General features: G+C 69.9%; 15 protein-coding genes. 7 read left to right on the top strand and 8 right to left on the bottom strand.

Translation table 11 applies throughout. The annotated features are described in order from the left end of the window. Window positions 1-244: hypothetical protein (locus VGS97_RS28530; RefSeq protein WP_326856781.1), on the top strand; the 244-nt coding region annotated here is incomplete at its 5' end. A gap of 354 nt (window positions 245-598) precedes the next feature. Here VGS97_RS28530 and VGS97_RS28535 read toward each other — a convergent pair. Next, on the bottom strand, window positions 599-733 hold the full coding sequence (locus tag VGS97_RS28535; RefSeq protein WP_326856782.1) for a hypothetical protein: 135 nt from the start codon (window positions 731-733) through the stop codon (window positions 599-601). Window positions 734-866: 133 nt separating this feature from the next. On the opposite strand from VGS97_RS28535, the gene VGS97_RS28540 reads away from it, so the two are divergent. From VGS97_RS28540 to VGS97_RS28560, 5 genes are all read left to right on the top strand, one after another. Then, the gene (locus VGS97_RS28540; protein ID WP_326856783.1) at window positions 867-1,814 is read left to right on the top strand and encodes a metal ABC transporter solute-binding protein, Zn/Mn family; all 948 of its coding nucleotides are present in this window, start codon (window positions 867-869) and stop codon (window positions 1,812-1,814) included. Window positions 1,815-1,927: 113 nt separating this feature from the next. After that, window positions 1,928-2,758, top strand: a complete 831-nt coding sequence (locus VGS97_RS28545; RefSeq protein ID WP_349262302.1) for an ABC transporter ATP-binding protein — start codon at window positions 1,928-1,930, stop codon at window positions 2,756-2,758. Further along, window positions 2,758-3,642: a metal ABC transporter permease gene (locus VGS97_RS28550; RefSeq protein WP_326856785.1), complete on the top strand. Its 885-nt coding sequence runs from the start codon at window positions 2,758-2,760 to the stop codon at window positions 3,640-3,642. Before VGS97_RS28545 ends, VGS97_RS28550 begins: the two co-directional genes overlap by 1 nt. Further along, window positions 3,639-4,481, top strand: coding sequence for a metal ABC transporter permease (locus tag VGS97_RS28555; protein ID WP_326856786.1), 843 nt, complete (start codon window positions 3,639-3,641; stop codon window positions 4,479-4,481). The genes VGS97_RS28550 and VGS97_RS28555 overlap by 4 nt, the downstream gene beginning before the upstream one ends. A 198-nt stretch (window positions 4,482-4,679) precedes the next feature. After that, window positions 4,680-5,816, top strand: a complete 1,137-nt coding sequence (locus tag VGS97_RS28560) for a cellulose binding domain-containing protein (protein ID WP_326856787.1) — start codon at window positions 4,680-4,682, stop codon at window positions 5,814-5,816. A gap of 134 nt (window positions 5,817-5,950) precedes the next feature. Here VGS97_RS28560 and VGS97_RS28565 read toward each other — a convergent pair whose 3' ends face one another. The 7 genes from VGS97_RS28565 to VGS97_RS28595 form a co-directional block, all read right to left on the bottom strand. Next, window positions 5,951-6,400, bottom strand: a complete 450-nt coding sequence (locus VGS97_RS28565; RefSeq protein WP_326856788.1) for a hypothetical protein — start codon at window positions 6,398-6,400, stop codon at window positions 5,951-5,953. A gap of 126 nt (window positions 6,401-6,526) precedes the next feature. Then, window positions 6,527-7,285: an NRDE family protein gene (locus VGS97_RS28570; protein WP_326856789.1), complete on the bottom strand. Its 759-nt coding sequence runs from the start codon at window positions 7,283-7,285 to the stop codon at window positions 6,527-6,529. A 26-nt stretch (window positions 7,286-7,311) separates the two neighbouring features. Next, the gene (locus tag VGS97_RS28575; protein ID WP_326856808.1) at window positions 7,312-8,058 is read right to left on the bottom strand and encodes a GntR family transcriptional regulator; all 747 of its coding nucleotides are present in this window, start codon (window positions 8,056-8,058) and stop codon (window positions 7,312-7,314) included. A gap of 5 nt (window positions 8,059-8,063) precedes the next feature. After that, window positions 8,064-9,713, bottom strand: coding sequence for a beta-N-acetylhexosaminidase (locus tag VGS97_RS28580; protein WP_326856790.1), 1,650 nt, complete (start codon window positions 9,711-9,713; stop codon window positions 8,064-8,066). Next, window positions 9,710-10,492, bottom strand: a complete 783-nt coding sequence (locus tag VGS97_RS28585) for a carbohydrate ABC transporter permease (RefSeq protein WP_349262303.1) — start codon at window positions 10,490-10,492, stop codon at window positions 9,710-9,712. The genes VGS97_RS28580 and VGS97_RS28585 overlap by 4 nt, the downstream gene beginning before the upstream one ends. A gap of 107 nt (window positions 10,493-10,599) precedes the next feature. Next, window positions 10,600-11,607 carry a sugar ABC transporter permease gene (locus VGS97_RS28590; RefSeq protein WP_326856792.1) on the bottom strand — a complete coding sequence of 336 codons (1,008 nt, stop codon included), beginning with the start codon at window positions 11,605-11,607 and terminating at the stop codon, window positions 10,600-10,602. Window positions 11,608-11,861: 254 nt separating this feature from the next. After that, entirely contained in the window at window positions 11,862-13,169 is a 1,308-nt protein-coding gene (locus VGS97_RS28595; protein WP_326856793.1) for an extracellular solute-binding protein, read from the bottom strand. Between the two features lie 322 nt (window positions 13,170-13,491). On the opposite strand from VGS97_RS28595, the gene VGS97_RS28600 reads away from it, so the two are divergent. Further along, window positions 13,492-14,982 (top strand): cellulose binding domain-containing protein, encoded by a 1,491-nt coding sequence (locus tag VGS97_RS28600; RefSeq protein ID WP_326856794.1) that lies wholly within the window; start codon window positions 13,492-13,494, stop codon window positions 14,980-14,982. Window positions 14,983-14,991: the final 9 nt, after the last annotated feature.

A 14,991-nucleotide genomic window follows, 5' to 3' on the forward strand; every position in this document is an offset into this window, starting at 1 on the left:
CGGCACCGGTTTCGAAGAGGCTTCGCTGGACAGCGATGGCAACACCCGCAGCTTCGTCTACGGATCTCTTGGCAATGTCACCGTGATCCTCCACTTCTACGCCCCCGCCTCACTCGACCGTGCGGAAATGACGACCATCGCCGACGCACAAATCGCTCAACTGAAGGCCTCCGAAGGCCCGGACTCCGAGTCGCCGAGCCCGCAGCCACCGCAGCAGACTGCGTCCTCCGACACGAACGCGTGATTGCCCGAAGGCCTACCCACGCGACCACCAGGAGTTGCAGGCCGAGCCGCAGCAGCTCTCATCGGATCGCGCCTGTGCGGCGTTGACGTCGCCACACCAGACGGTATGTAGCCACACCAGACGTTATTTAATGGTATGTAGATGACGGATTCGTGGGCCTGGGGCCTTGCTTGCAAGTTGTCGTCGTTGCCGGTCGGGCGCAGCCTTGCCGACAGTGCCCATATTTGCGAGAAGCCTCCGGCCCCACGAACTTGGCATCTACATACTGTCTAATTGGTCGTCACGGCGTACCTGCTGTGGCACGGCGCACCTGCTGTGGATCGTGACGACGAGCCCCGAGGGACTTCGGCGGGATCAGGGGTGTTGAGAAGTGGGGCCGGGGCCGCGGCGCCTGTCACGCACGTTCGCCGCGTTGCCGGGCACGGTGACCAGCCGGGCCGGATCGCTGCGGTCTGGATTGTCCGGGGCCGCGTGAGAGGTCGGGTTCACGTAGGAGATCGGATCGACTCCTGCTGAGGGGTCGGGTCGATGCCTGCCTTGCTTATCCGAAACGGTTTTCATATGCTCTTGCCCAACAGCGCTGGAAACGGTGTTCATCTTCAGTTGAGTTGAGGGGCGCGGCATGCGGCGGATCGCGGGGCGCTTGGCGGCGGGCGCGGGTTTGGCCGTGGTCGCGGCCTTGACGGTAGCGGGGTGCGCCACGACGGCGCCGGGCGGTTCGGCCGCGGCGGGCCTCCCGCCGTCGGGGGCCAGGATCCAGGTGGTGGCGGCGGAGAACTACTGGGGCTCGATCGCGGCGCAGTTGGGTGGCTCGCGCGTCGCGGAGACCTCGGTGATCACCAATCCGGACGCCGATCCGCACTCCTACGAGGCCACCGCGCAGGACGCCCGCGTCATCGCCGCCGCGCAGATCTTCATCCAGAACGGCATCGGCTACGACACCTCCTGGGCGCCGAAGCTGGTGGCCGCGAACCCGAATCCGGCCCGCATCGTACTCACCGTCGGCGACATCGTTGGCCTGAAGGACGGCGACAACCCGCACCAGTGGTACTCCCACACCAGCGTGTACAAGGTGATCGACGCGATCACCACGGCGTACAAGAAGGCTGACCCGGCCGACGCCGCCTACTTCGACGGCCTGCGCACCGCGTTCGAGAGCAAGGCCCTCGCGCAGTACAACCAGCTCTCGGCGCAGATCAAGGCCATGTACGACGGCACGCCGATCGGCGCCTCGGAGTCGATCGTCTCCCCGCTCGCCGACAGCCTCGGGCTGCGCATGCTGACGCCGTACTCGTTCCTCAAGGACATCAGCGAGGGCAACGATCCGACCGCGGCGGACAAGAGCCTGATCGACCAGCAGATCAAGGCCAAGGCCATCAAGGTGTACGTGTACAACTCGCAGAATTCGACGCCGGACATCGCCGCCCAGGTCGCCGAGGCCAAGGCCGCCGGGATCCCGGTGACAGCGGTCACCGAGACCCTTTCCCCCGCCTCGGACAGCTTCGAGCAGTGGCAGGTCGCGCAGTTGCAGACCTTGCGGGCCGCACTCGCGCAGGCGACCGGCAGGTGAGCGCGGTGGATATCGACGACCCGCGCATCGACGAGCACATTGACCAGCGCACCGCGAGTGCGCCGGAAGGTGTGCCAGGCGCAGCGGCCGCAGGCAGCGGAACCGGCCAGGTCATCGCGCTGCGCGGTGCGGCAGCAGCGGTGGGAGGGCGCACGCTGTGGCGCGGCGTGGATCTCACCGTCGACGCGGGCGAGTTCGTCGCCGTGCTGGGCCCGAACGGAGTCGGCAAGTCCACGCTCATCAAGGTGCTGCTGGGGTCGCTGCCCACGGCCGGAGGCTCGGCGACGGTGCTGGGACGAGCCCCCGGCGGCGCCGGAGCACGGATCGGGTACCTTCCGCAGCGGCGCAATTTCGACGCCTCGCTGCGCATCCGGGGGGTCGACATCGTGCGGCTGGGCCTGGACGGCGACCGCTGGGGCGTGCCGATCCCGTTCCCCGGCCGGGGCAGCGCCCGCCGCCGCGCCGACTCGCAGCGCGTGCGCGAGGCGATCGACCTGGTCGGAGCCACCGCCTACGCGCACCGGCCGATCGGCGAGTGCTCCGGCGGCGAGCAGCAGCGCCTGCTGATCGCACAGGCCCTGGTCCGCCGGCCCAGCCTGCTGCTGCTCGACGAGCCGCTGGACTCGCTCGACCTGCCGAATCAGGCCTCGGTCGCCGCGCTGATCCACCGGATCTGCCGGGAGGCGGACGTGGCGGTGGTGATGGTCGCGCACGACGTGAACCCGATCCTGCCGTACCTGGATCGGGTGGTGTACATCGCGTCCGGCGCCGCCGCGTCCGGCACTCCGGAGCAGGTCATCACGACCGGGACGCTCACGGCGCTGTACGGCACTCCGGTGGAGGTGCTGCGCAGCGCGGACGGCCGTCTCGTCGTGGTCGGCGGGCCGGAGGCACCGGCGCTGCACTCCGACCGGCACGCCACGACGGGCGCGGGAGGGGCGTGATGGGCAGCGCGACGTGGTACTGGAATCCGATCGATGACGTACGGCTGATGTGGTCGCTTCCGTCGATGGTCAACGCGTACCGTGCCGGGGCGATCGTGGCGGTGATCGCCGCCGTGATCGGCTGGTTCATGGTGCTGCGCCGCCAGACCTTCGCCGGGCACACCGTCGCGATGGCCGGGTTCCCCGGCGCCGCGGGGGCCGTCCTGCTCGGGATCGGCGCCTCGTACGGATACTTCGGGTTCTGCGTCGGCGCGGCCGTGGTGATCGCGGCCGCCGCCCGGCCGGGCGCGGGCGGGCTGTCGCACGAATCGGCCCTCACCGGCGTGGTGCAGGCATTCGCCCTGGCGTGCGGAATGCTGTTCGTCTCGCTGTCGGGCTCGTTCCTCAACGGGCTCAATGCCCTGCTTTTCGGCAGCTTCCTCGGCATCACGGACGGCGACGTGCTCACGCTGGCGCTCGTCGCGGCCGCGGTGCTGGCCGCGCTGGCGGTCATCGGGCGTCCGCTGCTGTTCGCGTCGGTGGACCCCGACGTGGCCGCCGCCCGCGGGCTGCCGGTGCGGGCATTGGGCGCGGCGTTCCTGGTGCTGCTCGGCGCGACCGCCGCGGAGGTCTCCCAGATCACCGGATCGCTGCTGGTGTTCGCACTGCTGGTGATGCCTGCGGCGACGGCCCAGCGGATCACCGCGCGACCCGCGCTCAGCCTCGTGCTCGCCGTGCTGATCGCGCTGCTGGCCACCTGGACCGCCCTGGGCGCGGCGTTCTTCACGCCGTATCCGATCGGGTTCTACGTGACCACGTTCGCGTTCACTGCCTACCTGATCGCGCAACTGCTGCATCGCGTCGCCGCGGGCATGCGCGCCCGCCCGGCGAGGAGTGCGGCATGAGCATCTTCCAGCACCCGTTCATGGTGCACGCGCTGCTGGCCGGCACCGGGATCGCCTTGGCGGCCGGGCTGGTCGGCTACTTCCTGGTGCTGCGCGCCCAGGTGTTCACCGGCGACGCGCTCTCGCACGTGGCGTTCACCGGGGCGCTGGCCGCGCTCGCCTTCGGGATCGATCTGCGCGTCGGCCTGTTCGCCGCCACGATCCTCGTCGCCCTGCTGCTCGGCGCGCTGGGCGAGCGGGGGCGGGCCGACGACGTGGTGATCGGCAACGTGTTCGCGTGGATCCTGGGCCTCGGCGTGTTCTTCCTGACGCTGTACACCACGAACCAGTCCGGCGGCGGCAACGGCACCGCCGGCGTCACCGTGCTGTTCGGCTCGATCTTCGGGCTGTCCGCGGCGCAGACCGCGCTGGCGCTGGGGATCGGCCTCGCGGTGGCGCTCGCGATGCTGCTGATCGCCCGGCCGCTGCTGTTCGCATCGCTCGACCCGGCCGTGGCCGCCGCCCGCGGGGTGCCGGTGCGCGCCCTCGGCTTCGCGTTCCTCGCGGTGGCCGGCGCGGCGACCGCGGAGGCGACGCAAGCCGTCGGCGCGCTGCTGCTGCTCGGCCTGATCGCCGCGCCCGCCGGGACGGCGCAGCTGATGACCGACCGACCGTACCGGGGCCTCGCCCTGTCCGCCGGGCTCGCGGTCGCGCAGATGTGGGCCGGATTGGCACTGGCCTACTACGCCCCGCGGATCCCGCCGAGCTTCGCCATCATCGCGGTCACCGCCGTCGGCTACGCCGTCGCGCTGGCCGCGAACCGGCTGTCGAAGCGCTTGCTTACATTTCGACAGGCCTGAGCCAAGGCCCGGTTACTGTTAGATCAGGGATTGACCTGCGCGTTCTTCGACGTGCCCGATTGACGACGTCAACCGGGCTCAGTCCTGCTGGACAGGCTATGTCGCCTCCGGTATCCCGAGCATTGAAGCGCTTCGACGCCTCGTCACCGGAGCCTCGTCACCGGACACGTCAGTTCACAGCAGGAAGGGGCAATTTTCATGGCTCACTCGCGAAGGCGGATAGCCGCCGCGACCGCCGCGGTACTCGTCACCACCGGAGTCGCGGGGCTGGCCCTCACCGAATCCGCGAGCGCCGCGAGCGGATGCGCGGTCGCCTACACCATCTCCACCTCGTGGCCGGGCGGCTTCACGGCGAACATCTCCATCACGAATCTGGGTTCGCCGATCACGAGTTGGACGCTGGCGTTCACGCTGCCCGGCAGCGAGGCGGTCTCTCAGGGCTGGAGCGCCACGTTCAGCCAGTCCGGCCAGAACGTGACCGCGGTCAACGCCTCGTACAACGGCAGCCTGGCCACGAACGGCAACACCGGCATCGGGTTCAACGGCACCTACACCGGGTCCACGTTCCCGGGCAATCCGACGTCGTTCACGCTCAACGGCACGGCCTGCACCGGCACGGTCTCGTCGAGCTCGCCCTCCCCGTCGGCGTCGCCATCGCACTCGGCCTCGCCTTCCGCGTCACCCTCGGCGTCGCCGTCGTCGTCCAGCTCGTCCGGCTACCTCTACGAGGACTCGGGCCAGTGGGCTCAGTACTCGATCGGCGGCTACACCATCTACAACGACGAGTGGGGCAGCGGCTTCGGCAGTCAGACGCTGTGGGTGAAGTCCGCCACCAACTGGGGCGTCTTCTCCACCCAGCCGAACACCTCGGGTGTGAAGTCGTACGCGAACATCAGCAAGACCATCGGCACCGCGCTCAACTCGCTGACGTCGGCCACCAGCACCTTCAACGAGACCAACCCGAGCGGCGGCAACTGGGAGTCGGCCTACGACATCTGGCTCAACGGCAGCGGCATCGAGATCATGGTCTGGACCGACGTGAGCGGCAACGTCGGGCCGCTGGGCTCCTCCGTGGGCTCCGTCACCCTCGACGGCAACACCTGGACCCTCTACGCCGGCAACAACGGCACGAACAACACCTACTCGTTCGTGCGCAGCAGCAACGAGACCTCGGGCACGGTCAACATCCTCGACCTGCTGAAGTACCTGGAGAACACGAAGGGCTACTTCTCCAACCCGACGCTGTCGACCATCCAGTACGGCTGGGAGATCAGCGGCACGAACAACGTGCAGTCGGACTTCACCATCAACAACTACTCGGCCAGCGCCTCCTGATGCACGGCCTCTGATGAACGGCCTCTGATGAACGCTGTCTGACGACGACTGTCCGACAGGCAGCGCCGAGGGGCAGGCGCGACCCCGGTCCGCCTGCCCCTCGGCTCCCCACCTTGTGCAGTGGCTCTGGAGGATCAGCTGTAGGTGATGTTCGAGAGGGTGCAGGCGCGGAAGTAGAAGCCGGGGTACATGGACCCCCAGTAGCAGTACCCGTTCGCGTTGATGGTCGAGGTGCCGGGGGTCAGGCCGTAGTACGAGCCGTACCACGGCTCGCCGAAGGTCGACGGGTTCTCGTTGTCACAGTAACCGGTGTCGATCGCGATCTCGCTCGCGCTGGCCGGGATGTAGACGGTGAAGTACTTGGTCGTGCCGACGGCGTAGCTCGATCCGTTGGGGTAGTACCAGCCGGAGCCGTTGTTGACGGACATGCCGTACGGCAGGCCGGTCTCGCAGCTGAGCGCCACGTTGAGCGTGCGCATCGTGTCAGCCGAGGCGGACGACGGCACCGCGGCCGCGACGAACATGAGGGCTGTGACCGCCGACACGAGCGCGGTCACTCTCTTGCGCAGGCCTTGCTTGATCATGGGTACATCACGGTCCTTTCAGGACGCCGATACGTGATGCGTTCACCGGGCGATCAATGGTGACCGGCGCTCGCGGCGGTCGTACGGGATTCCGTAAACCGGCGAAAATCGCCGAACAGGCGGGCCTTACCCGATGCGGGACCAGACCGGATCGCCGTCGGCAGGGTTCGCGCAGAAGTCGTAGCGCACGGTGCTGCCGGTGAGCGCGACGAGACTGAGGCTGGAGGTACCCCACGGCCGGGTGTCGAAGGTTCGGCGCAGTACCAGGGCACGAGGATCCCCGGGGTCGAGACCTGCGCCGGTGGCGAGCGGTAGCCACTCCTCCCAGGCGCTCTGCGTGGTTCCTTCGCGGGGCTCGGGCCGCGGCGCCTTCCGGAGCAACGGCCGGAAGTGGTCGATGCGGGCCTGCATCTGGGCTGTGCCCAGCCCGTCGTGACCGTCGGCGCCTTCCAGTCCGCTGTTGACGATGACGTGCAGACCTGCGCCGAGCGCTCGCTCGGTGAGCGTGCGGCCGTCCCAACTCCACAGGCGGGCCGATTCGGCGCTCGCGCCGACCAGGTGGAACGGGTCGTAGCCGGTCGGATCCAGATCGCCGAGCCCGCCCTCTGCCGCCAGGCGCAGCGGCAGTTCGCCGCGAGTGCGCCGCCGCGAGTCCTCGGCCGCCTCGCCGTGCGCATTGAGTACGCACGCCACGCGTGGAGCCTCGGCGTTCACGGCCAGCCAGGTGCCGCGGGCCTGTAGATCCTGGCCGCCGACGAGTTGCGGGTGTTCGGGCCAGTGCCGGTCGGGCGTCAGCCAGGGGCGGTCGAGGAACTCGTCGCGGACCCCGACGAGCAGGACGGGTACCGGGGACTGCGGATCGATGCTGACCACCGTCGTACACATCTCGCCGCCACTCCCGTCAGACCGCGTCAGCCGGATGAGCTGTCGAACCGCAGTTTAGAAGTGATCCGGTAGCGGTCGCCGCGGTAAATCGAGCGGGCGAACTCGACGATCCGGCCGGCGGTGTCGCGCGTGGTGCGCTCGATCAGCAGGACCGGGGCGTAAACCGGCACGTCGAGCAGGTCGGCCTGGTCCGGATTGGTCACGGTCGGCTCGATGGTCTGTATCGCGTCGGCCACCACCACGTCGTAGCGCTCGCGCAGCAACTGGTAGAAGTTGCCGGACTCCATGTCCCGCTCGGCCAGCCCAGGCACCAGCGCGGCGGGCAGGTCGATGCGCTCGATCGCCATCGGCTCCTCGTCGACGAGGCGCAACCGCACGATGCGCAGGACCGGCAGGGCCGGGGACAGCTTGAGGCGGGTCGCGCGGGGCGCGCCGGCCGGGGTGATCCGGAAGGAGAGCACCCGGCTGGTCCAGTAGCCCTCCGCGGGCGGCACGGCGAAGGCGTTGGTGGTGCCGCCGCTCAGCTCCTGGGTGATCTTGTGCGGGCTGGTGAACGTGCCGCGGCCCTGCTGGCGCACGAGCAGGCCGGTGCGCGCCAGGTCGTCGATCGCCGCGCGCACGGTGGGCCGGGAGACCCCGAGGCGCAGCGCCAGGTCGCGCTCGGCGGGCAGCGCCGACCCGGGGCCGGCCTGCTCGATCAGGTCGAGCAGGTGGCGCCGCACGCCGTCCCGCTTGGCGGTCGCCGGCTGGCGGGCCGGGGCGGAGGGTTCCATGCCGTTCACCCGTCCATCGTCTCAGCCGTGGCCGAGCCGACGGGCACGCCGAGCGCACGCAGCAGCGTGACGTGCTGCGCGAGGCGGGCACTGAACTGTTTGAAGTCGCGCCGCTCGCCGCGGTCGCCGCCGGCACTGCCGCTGGCGGGTCCGCTCCAGGCGATCTCGGCCAGGGCGCACAGGCGCGGGAAGGCGAGGTACTCGACGTGCTCGGGCGTCGGGGCGAATTCCGTCCACAGCTGCGCCTGCGTACCGAGCACGCCGGGCCGCAGACCGTCGTCGGGATCCGCGATCGGCAGTCCTCCGGCGAGCGGTTCGAAACGGTAGACGTCCGCGAGCGTGGTGATGCCCTCCGGGTGTCCCGGCGGCTCGTCCGGATGATCACGCTGCGGATAGTCGAAATAGGTCGACAGGTGCGGGGCCATGATCACCTGGTGGCCGCGGCGGATCGCCTGCGTGCCGTGCGCCGGGTCGCGCCATGCGGTCAGCGCGATGTCCGTGGGCATCCGCGGGCCCACCGAGTGGCCGGTCTCGTCCCAGCAGACGGCACGGCGGCCGTGCTGCACGAGGAAGTCGCGCATGGTGCTCAGGAACCAGCCGTGCAGTTCGGCCGCAGCGCCGAGGCCGAGTCGCTTGGCGCGCCGCCACGCGACCTCGCTGGTCTCCCACCCGGTGGTCGGGCACTCGTCGCCGCCGATGTGGATGTAGCGGCCGGGGAATATGTCGATGGTCTGCGCCAGCACCTCGCGGCAGAAGTCGAGCGCCTCGTCGTGCACGCCGAGGATGTCCTCGCTGACCCCCCAGCCCGTCCAGACCGGCAGGCGGCGCGCGGGGTCGTTGCCGAGGTGCGGATACGCGGCGAGTGCGGCGCGGGTGTGGCCGGGCATGTCGATCTCGGGCACGACGCGCACGCCGCGGCCGGCCGCGTAGCGAACCAGGGCCCGCAGTTCGCGCCGGGTGTAGTAGCCGCCGTGCGGGACGCCGTCGAAGCGGTCGCCGCCGGCCGGGCCGATCATGGACTCGGCGCGCCACGCCCCGACCTCGGTCAGCAGCGGAAAGCCGTCGATCTCGATCCGCCAGCCCTGGTCGTCGGTCAGGTGCAGATGCAGGACGTTGAGCTTGTGCAGCGCGAGCAGGTCGACGAAGCGGTACAGGAAGTCCAGCGGCATGAAGTGCCGGGCGACGTCCAGCAGCACGCCGCGCCACGGCAGGAGCGGGGCGTCGCGGATCGTCAGGCAGGGCCAGGCCCAGGCCTCGCGCGGCGCGGCGTCCGGGTCGGCGGCGGCGGGCAGCAGCTGACGCAGCGTCTGCACGCCGTAGAAAAGGCCTGATTCGCTCGGCGCGGTGAGGGTGACGCGGTCGGGGCGGATCTCCAGCAGGTACGACTCCGGCCCCTCGCGCTGCGCCGCGGGTGAGAGTTCGAGCCGGATGCCGCGGGACTCGCCCGTGTCCGCCCCGGTCCAGTCGCGGCCGAGGTACCCGGCCAGCAGGTCGGCCGCGCGCTCGGCGCCGTGGCCGGCCGACAGGATCAACGCGGCGGGGATGGCGTAGCGGCCGGGATGCGGGATCAGCTCCGTCGGCCATGGCACGAGTGCGGCCCGCGGATCCGCCGACCAGTGCGCCGTCACAGGGTCCGCCGCATACGCGCCGCTCATTCCTTCACCGCGCCGGAGGTCATGCCCTCGACGAGGCGGCGCTGGATGATCATGAAGAACACGATGACGGGCAGCGCGAACAGGCTCGACGCGGCGATCAGGCCCCCGTAGTCCGTCCCGGTGCTGGTGCTGAACGAGACCAGCCACACCGGGAGGGTGTACTTGTCCTGATCCTTCATCATCACGTATGCGTACACGTAGTCGTTCCACGCGGTGATGAACGCGAACACGCTGGTCGCGATCACTCCGGGAGCGACCAGCGGCAGCAGGATCGACCGCATGATCGTCAGCCGCCCGGCCCCGTCGACCATCGCGGCCTCCTCCAGTTCGATCGGCACGCCGTGCAGGAAGCCCCGCAGGGTCCAGATGGTGAAGGGCAGCACGAAGGCGACGTAGGTCAGCGTGAGCCCGATCAGGGTGTTGAGCAGGTGCGCGCTGCGCAGGCTCAGGAAGAGCGGGATGAGCAGCGCGGGCTGCGGCACCATCTGCACCATCAGCACCCCGACGAGGAAGCCGCGGCGGCCGAGGAACCGGAACCTGGTCAGCGCGGTGGCCGCGAGGAAGGCCACCGCCAGGGACAGCAATACCACCGACCCGGTCACGATCAGGCTGTTGCGCAGGTAGGTGCCGAACAGCGGCTTGTGCACCGCGTCGGTGAAGTTGCCGAGGCTCGGCGGGATCGGCAGGAAGCCGGGGGTCGCGCTCAAGATCCTGCCGTACGGCTTGAACGCGGTGTCGAACATCCAGTACACCGGGAACGCCCACACGACGCAGAACAGCGCGGCGGCCGCGTTGAGGGCGACGCGGCGGCGCCTGCGTCTGCCGCGGCGGGCTCCCGTCCCGCCCGGCCGGCCGGCCCCGCCGGGGCGTGTCAGGGTCGTGATCGTCACAGTTGCTCTCCGCTCCGGACGAGTCGGCGGACGTAGTAGGCGGTCAAGAGCAGCAGCAGGGCGACCGAGACGACGGCGATCGCGGCGCCCTGCCCGAAGGACTGGCTGCTGAAGGCCCGGGTGAACGACCAGATGCCGAGCGTGGCGGTACCGCCGTTCGGGCCGCCCTGCGTCAGGATCCAGATCTGGTTGAACACGTTGAAGTCCCAGATCACCGACAGGATCGTGACCAGCAGCAGGATCGGCCGCAGGAACTGCACGGTGATCACCCGGAAGCTGGTCCACGCCCCGGCGCCGGCCAGCGCGGCGGCCTCGTAGTACGAGCGCGGGATCTGGCTCAGCCCCGCGCGCAGAGTCAGCGCCACGAACGGCACCGACTGCCAGACCACCAGCAGCCAGATGACGAAGAAGGCCGAGTCGGGGCTCGCCAGCCAGTCGTGCTGCGAGTAGTCGCCGGCCAGATGCGTCTGCGTTATCAGCCAGTTGATGACGCCGTAGGTCGGCTGGAACAGCCACTGCCACACCAGCGTGGAGGCGACGTTCGGCATGGCCCACGCGCAGATCAGGCAGAACGTCACGGCCGTGCGCATCCGCGGGCCGAGCCCGCCCATCATCAGGGCCACCAGCAGGCCGATGACAAGCGTGCCGGCGACCAGAGCGGCGGCGAACACGACCGTGCGCAGCAGCACCGCGACGAACTGCCCGTCGGCCAGGACGGCGCGGTAGTTGGCCGCGCCGTCCCAGGTCGTGACACCGGTGAACAGGGCCCGGAGCCCGTAGTCCTGAAGCGAGATCAGCACCAGCCGGACCAGCGGATAGCCGAGCACCAGCGCCAGGATCAGCGCGGCGGGCGCGAGCAGCGCGTACGGCAGCGCTCTGTCACGGCGCCGGGCGATCCGGCGTCTGTGGCCGGCTGCCGGGCCGGCCGGGTCCGAGTGGGCGCGGTCCGGCGGCCGCGGGGCGGCGGAGCGCCCACCCGGACGTTGACGCAGGCGAGTGTCCACGGTCGTGTCAGTCCTCTGCTCTCTCAACCCTGCTCTTTCTCAACCCTGTCTCTCGACCCTGCTCACTCGAATCTGCTCACTGACTCTGCTCTCTCAAGACCCAGGCTCTCGGCACTCGGCCTTCGAACCCCCTCTTCGGGCTTGACCGTGGCCGACGGCGCCGGGTCGGCCGGCTCACGGCGGCGGGCGAGGCTAAAGCCGCTCACAACGCCACGGTTGAGTTCGAAGAACCTTCGAACCTCTGCTACCGGCCGTCACTGCGCCGCGTTCAGCGCCTGGTTCAGATGGGCGTCGAAGTCCTTCGCGGCCTGGGCCACGCTCTTGCGGCCGGTCGCGATGTCCGCGAAGAAGCCGTTGATGGACTTGTCGCTCTCGATCGTGGCCCAGCCCGGGGTGGCGGGTGTCGCGACGCTGTCCTTGGCCGCGGCGGCGAAGGCCTGCGAGGTCGGCGAGAGCGAGGCCGCGGTCTGGTCGATCAGCTGGGTGGACACCGGGGTCCAGCCGTCGGTGCCGACGATCGCGCCGGTCTGCACCGGCGTGCTCGTCGCGGCCTTCAGGTACGCCAGCGCCAGCTGCTGGTTCGGGCTCTTGGCCGCGATCGCCAGGTCCGAGCCGCCGAGGAAGACCGGCTGCGTCGTGCCGGGCGCGGCGCCGGGCAGCGGGAAGGTGCCGATCTGGTCCTTGAGCGCCGGGTTGTCCTTGAGCACCGTGTTGACACTCGTGTCCAGGATCGCCGCCGCCTTGCCGTCCGCGAACAGCGCCGCCTGGTCGGGGCTCTTGGTGTCCACGCCGCGCGAGGCCGCGGTCGAGTACGTGTTCTGGAAGTTCTTCCACGCGGTCAGCCCCTGCTGCGCGGCCGCCGACTCCAGGCCGCCGGACCAGCCGGAGCCGCCCTTGGCCGCCAGCTGCCCGCCGGCGTCCCAGACGAACTGGAGCGCGCCGTACCAGTACTCGCCCGGGAAGTAGAAGGCGCTGAAATCAGGGGACGGATTCGCCTTCGCGATCCTGCCGAGGTCGGCGGTCAGCCCGGCGAAGCTCGTCGGCGGGGCGGTGATCCCGGCCGCGCCCCAGATCTTCTTGTTGTAGATCACCGCGCGGTTGCCGGCGAACAGCGGGGCGGCGTAGACCTTGCCGTCGACGGTGGCCGGGCCGACCAGCCCAGGCAGCCAGGTCTGGCCGCCGTCGAGGTCGGCCTCGTGCGCGGTGATGTCACTGAGCGCGCCGGTCGCGGCGAACAGCGGGACGTCCGTGTTGCCGATCTCCAGCACGTCCGGGGGGTTGTCCTGGGCCAGCGAGGTGCTGATCTTGGTGTTGATGTTGTCCCACTCCTGGATCTGCACCTTGACCTTGGCGCCGGTGGCCTTCTCGAAGGCCGCGTCGATCGCGGCCTGGGCCTGGTTGCTCAGGTCGCCGTCCATGTACCAGACGGTCAGGGTCGCGCCGGCCTGCGACGCGCCGCTTTGCGAGGCCGATCCGGAACCGGTGGTCGAACTGCCGCAAGCTGTGGCGCCGAGGGCGAGAGCCGCGCCGACGGCGATGGGAACGAGGGAGCGCCTGTGCACCGTGTCCTCCTCGGAAGAGGGCCGCGTCCTGCCGAAGGTGCGGACCGCGGCCTGGTCGGTGATGGTGGCACCTGACCATTGGTCATGTCAACGGTCTAGACCAAAGCGGCTTTGAGGCTTGACAGATGCACAAGTGCAGTTCACCTTGATGGCCATCGAGAGCAAGAACTTACCCTTGGTCAATTCCTGGGAGTTCCAGTCGGCTCAGCCGACGCCAGGAAGTCCGGGGGCCGGGTCCGGCGCCGCGCTTCGGCGGCGCCCCGATCGCGGCGGCGCCCGCCCCCACCCACCATTCCGACACCGCCCGCCCCAGGAGCGAACGATGGATCCAAGCCCCCGCCCGCGACGGCGCCCACGCGCACTGCGCCGCGCCGGTATCGCCGCCGCGGCCGTCGCCGCGTGCACCGCGGCCATGCTGGTGCCGACCGAGTGGTCGGCGCAGGCCGCCGGTTCCCCGGTGACGGTGCTGTACAAGACCAGCACCGGCGCGACCGCCTATGAAGCAGAGCCCTGGTTCGAGGTGGTCGACAACACCGCCAGCGCGATCCCGTACTCCCAGCTGACCCTGCGCTACTACTTCACCGCCGACGCGAACGTCCCGTACACCTTCGCCTGCGCGTGGGCGGTGGTCGGCTGCGCGAACCTGACCGGCACGGTCTCCGCGATGTCCACGCCCACCCCGACCGCCGACCACTACCTCCAGATCAGCTTCGCGTCGTCCGCCGGCTCGCTGGCCGCCGGAGCCAACAGCGGCGACATGCAGCTGCGCCTCTACCGCAGCGACTGGCAGAACGTGAACCAGGCGAACGACTACTCGTTCAACGCGGCCGACACCGCGTACACCGCCTGGGACCACGTGACCGCGTACATCAACGGCGCGCTGGTCTGGGGCGTGGACCCGAACGGCGGCGCCCCGGGTACCGGCTCGCCGTCGCCCTCGGCGTCCGCGTCCGCCAGCCCGAGCGCGAGCCCGACCGGATCGCCGAACCCGCCGCCCAGCGGCGTCATGTTCGACGACTTCAACTACACCGGCTCCAGCGACCCGAACCTGGCCGCGCACGACTGGGCCGTGCGCACCAGCGCGGGCGGTCCCGGCGTCACCGGCGCGACCTGGTCGGCCAACGCGGTCACCTTCCCGGCCTCGACGGCGGCCGGCGGCTCGCACGTCATGCAGCTGACCGCGAGCACCGACGGCACCGCGGCGAACACCGTCCAGGCCGAGATCGACACCGTGCAGCGCAAGTTCCTCGACGGCACGTACGCGGCGCGCGTGTACCTCACCGACGCGCCGGTCTCGGGCCCGAACGGCGACGACATCAACGAGACCTTCTACACGATCTCGCCGCTCGCCAGCTGCGACGACCCGAACTACAGCGAGAACGACTTCGAATACCTGCCGAACGGCGGCTGGGGCGTCACCGGCCCGCGCATGTACACCACCACCTGGTACACGTACTGCAACAGCCCCTACTCGCAGGACAACAGCTCGACCAGCGTCATCGCGAGCGACGCGGGCTGGCACACGCTGGTGATGACCGTGCACGCCGGCACCGTGACGTACTACATCGACGGCAACCAGTACTGGTCGACCACCGGCAAGTACTACCCGCGCGAGAACATGACCATCGACTTCAACGAGTGGTTCATCAACGGCTACCTCAACGGCAGCTCGACCCCGCGCACCTGGCAGGAGCAGGTCGGCTGGGTCTACTACGCCGGCGGCGTCGCGCTCTCCCCGACGCAGGTCACCAGCAACGTCGGCAGCCTCCAGTCGGCGGGCACCAGCTTCACCGACACGGTGCCCGGCAGCTGACGATCGCAG

It is taken from the genome of Actinocrinis sp. (assembly GCF_035946395.1).
Lineage (GTDB): Bacteria > Actinomycetota > Actinomycetes > Streptomycetales > Catenulisporaceae > Actinocrinis.

Bases quoted from the DNA above. Each gene is read 5' to 3' on its own strand.
- VGS97_RS28550 (WP_326856785.1), top strand. From the start codon at position 2,758: ATGGGCAGCGCGACGTGGTACTGGAATCCGATCGATGACGTACGGCTG.
- VGS97_RS28560 (WP_326856787.1), top strand. From the start codon at position 4,680: ATGGCTCACTCGCGAAGGCGGATAGCCGCCGCGACCGCCGCGGTACTC.
- VGS97_RS28580 (WP_326856790.1), bottom strand. From the start codon at position 9,713: ATGAGCGGCGCGTATGCGGCGGACCCTGTGACGGCGCACTGGTCGGCG.
- VGS97_RS28570 (WP_326856789.1), bottom strand. From the start codon at position 7,285: ATGTGTACGACGGTGGTCAGCATCGATCCGCAGTCCCCGGTACCCGTC.
- VGS97_RS28555 (WP_326856786.1), top strand. From the start codon at position 3,639: ATGAGCATCTTCCAGCACCCGTTCATGGTGCACGCGCTGCTGGCCGGC.
- VGS97_RS28575 (WP_326856808.1), bottom strand. From the start codon at position 8,058: ATGGAACCCTCCGCCCCGGCCCGCCAGCCGGCGACCGCCAAGCGGGAC.
- VGS97_RS28565 (WP_326856788.1), bottom strand. From the start codon at position 6,400: ATGATCAAGCAAGGCCTGCGCAAGAGAGTGACCGCGCTCGTGTCGGCG.
- VGS97_RS28600 (WP_326856794.1), top strand. From the start codon at position 13,492: ATGGATCCAAGCCCCCGCCCGCGACGGCGCCCACGCGCACTGCGCCGC.
- VGS97_RS28540 (WP_326856783.1), top strand. From the start codon at position 867: ATGCGGCGGATCGCGGGGCGCTTGGCGGCGGGCGCGGGTTTGGCCGTG.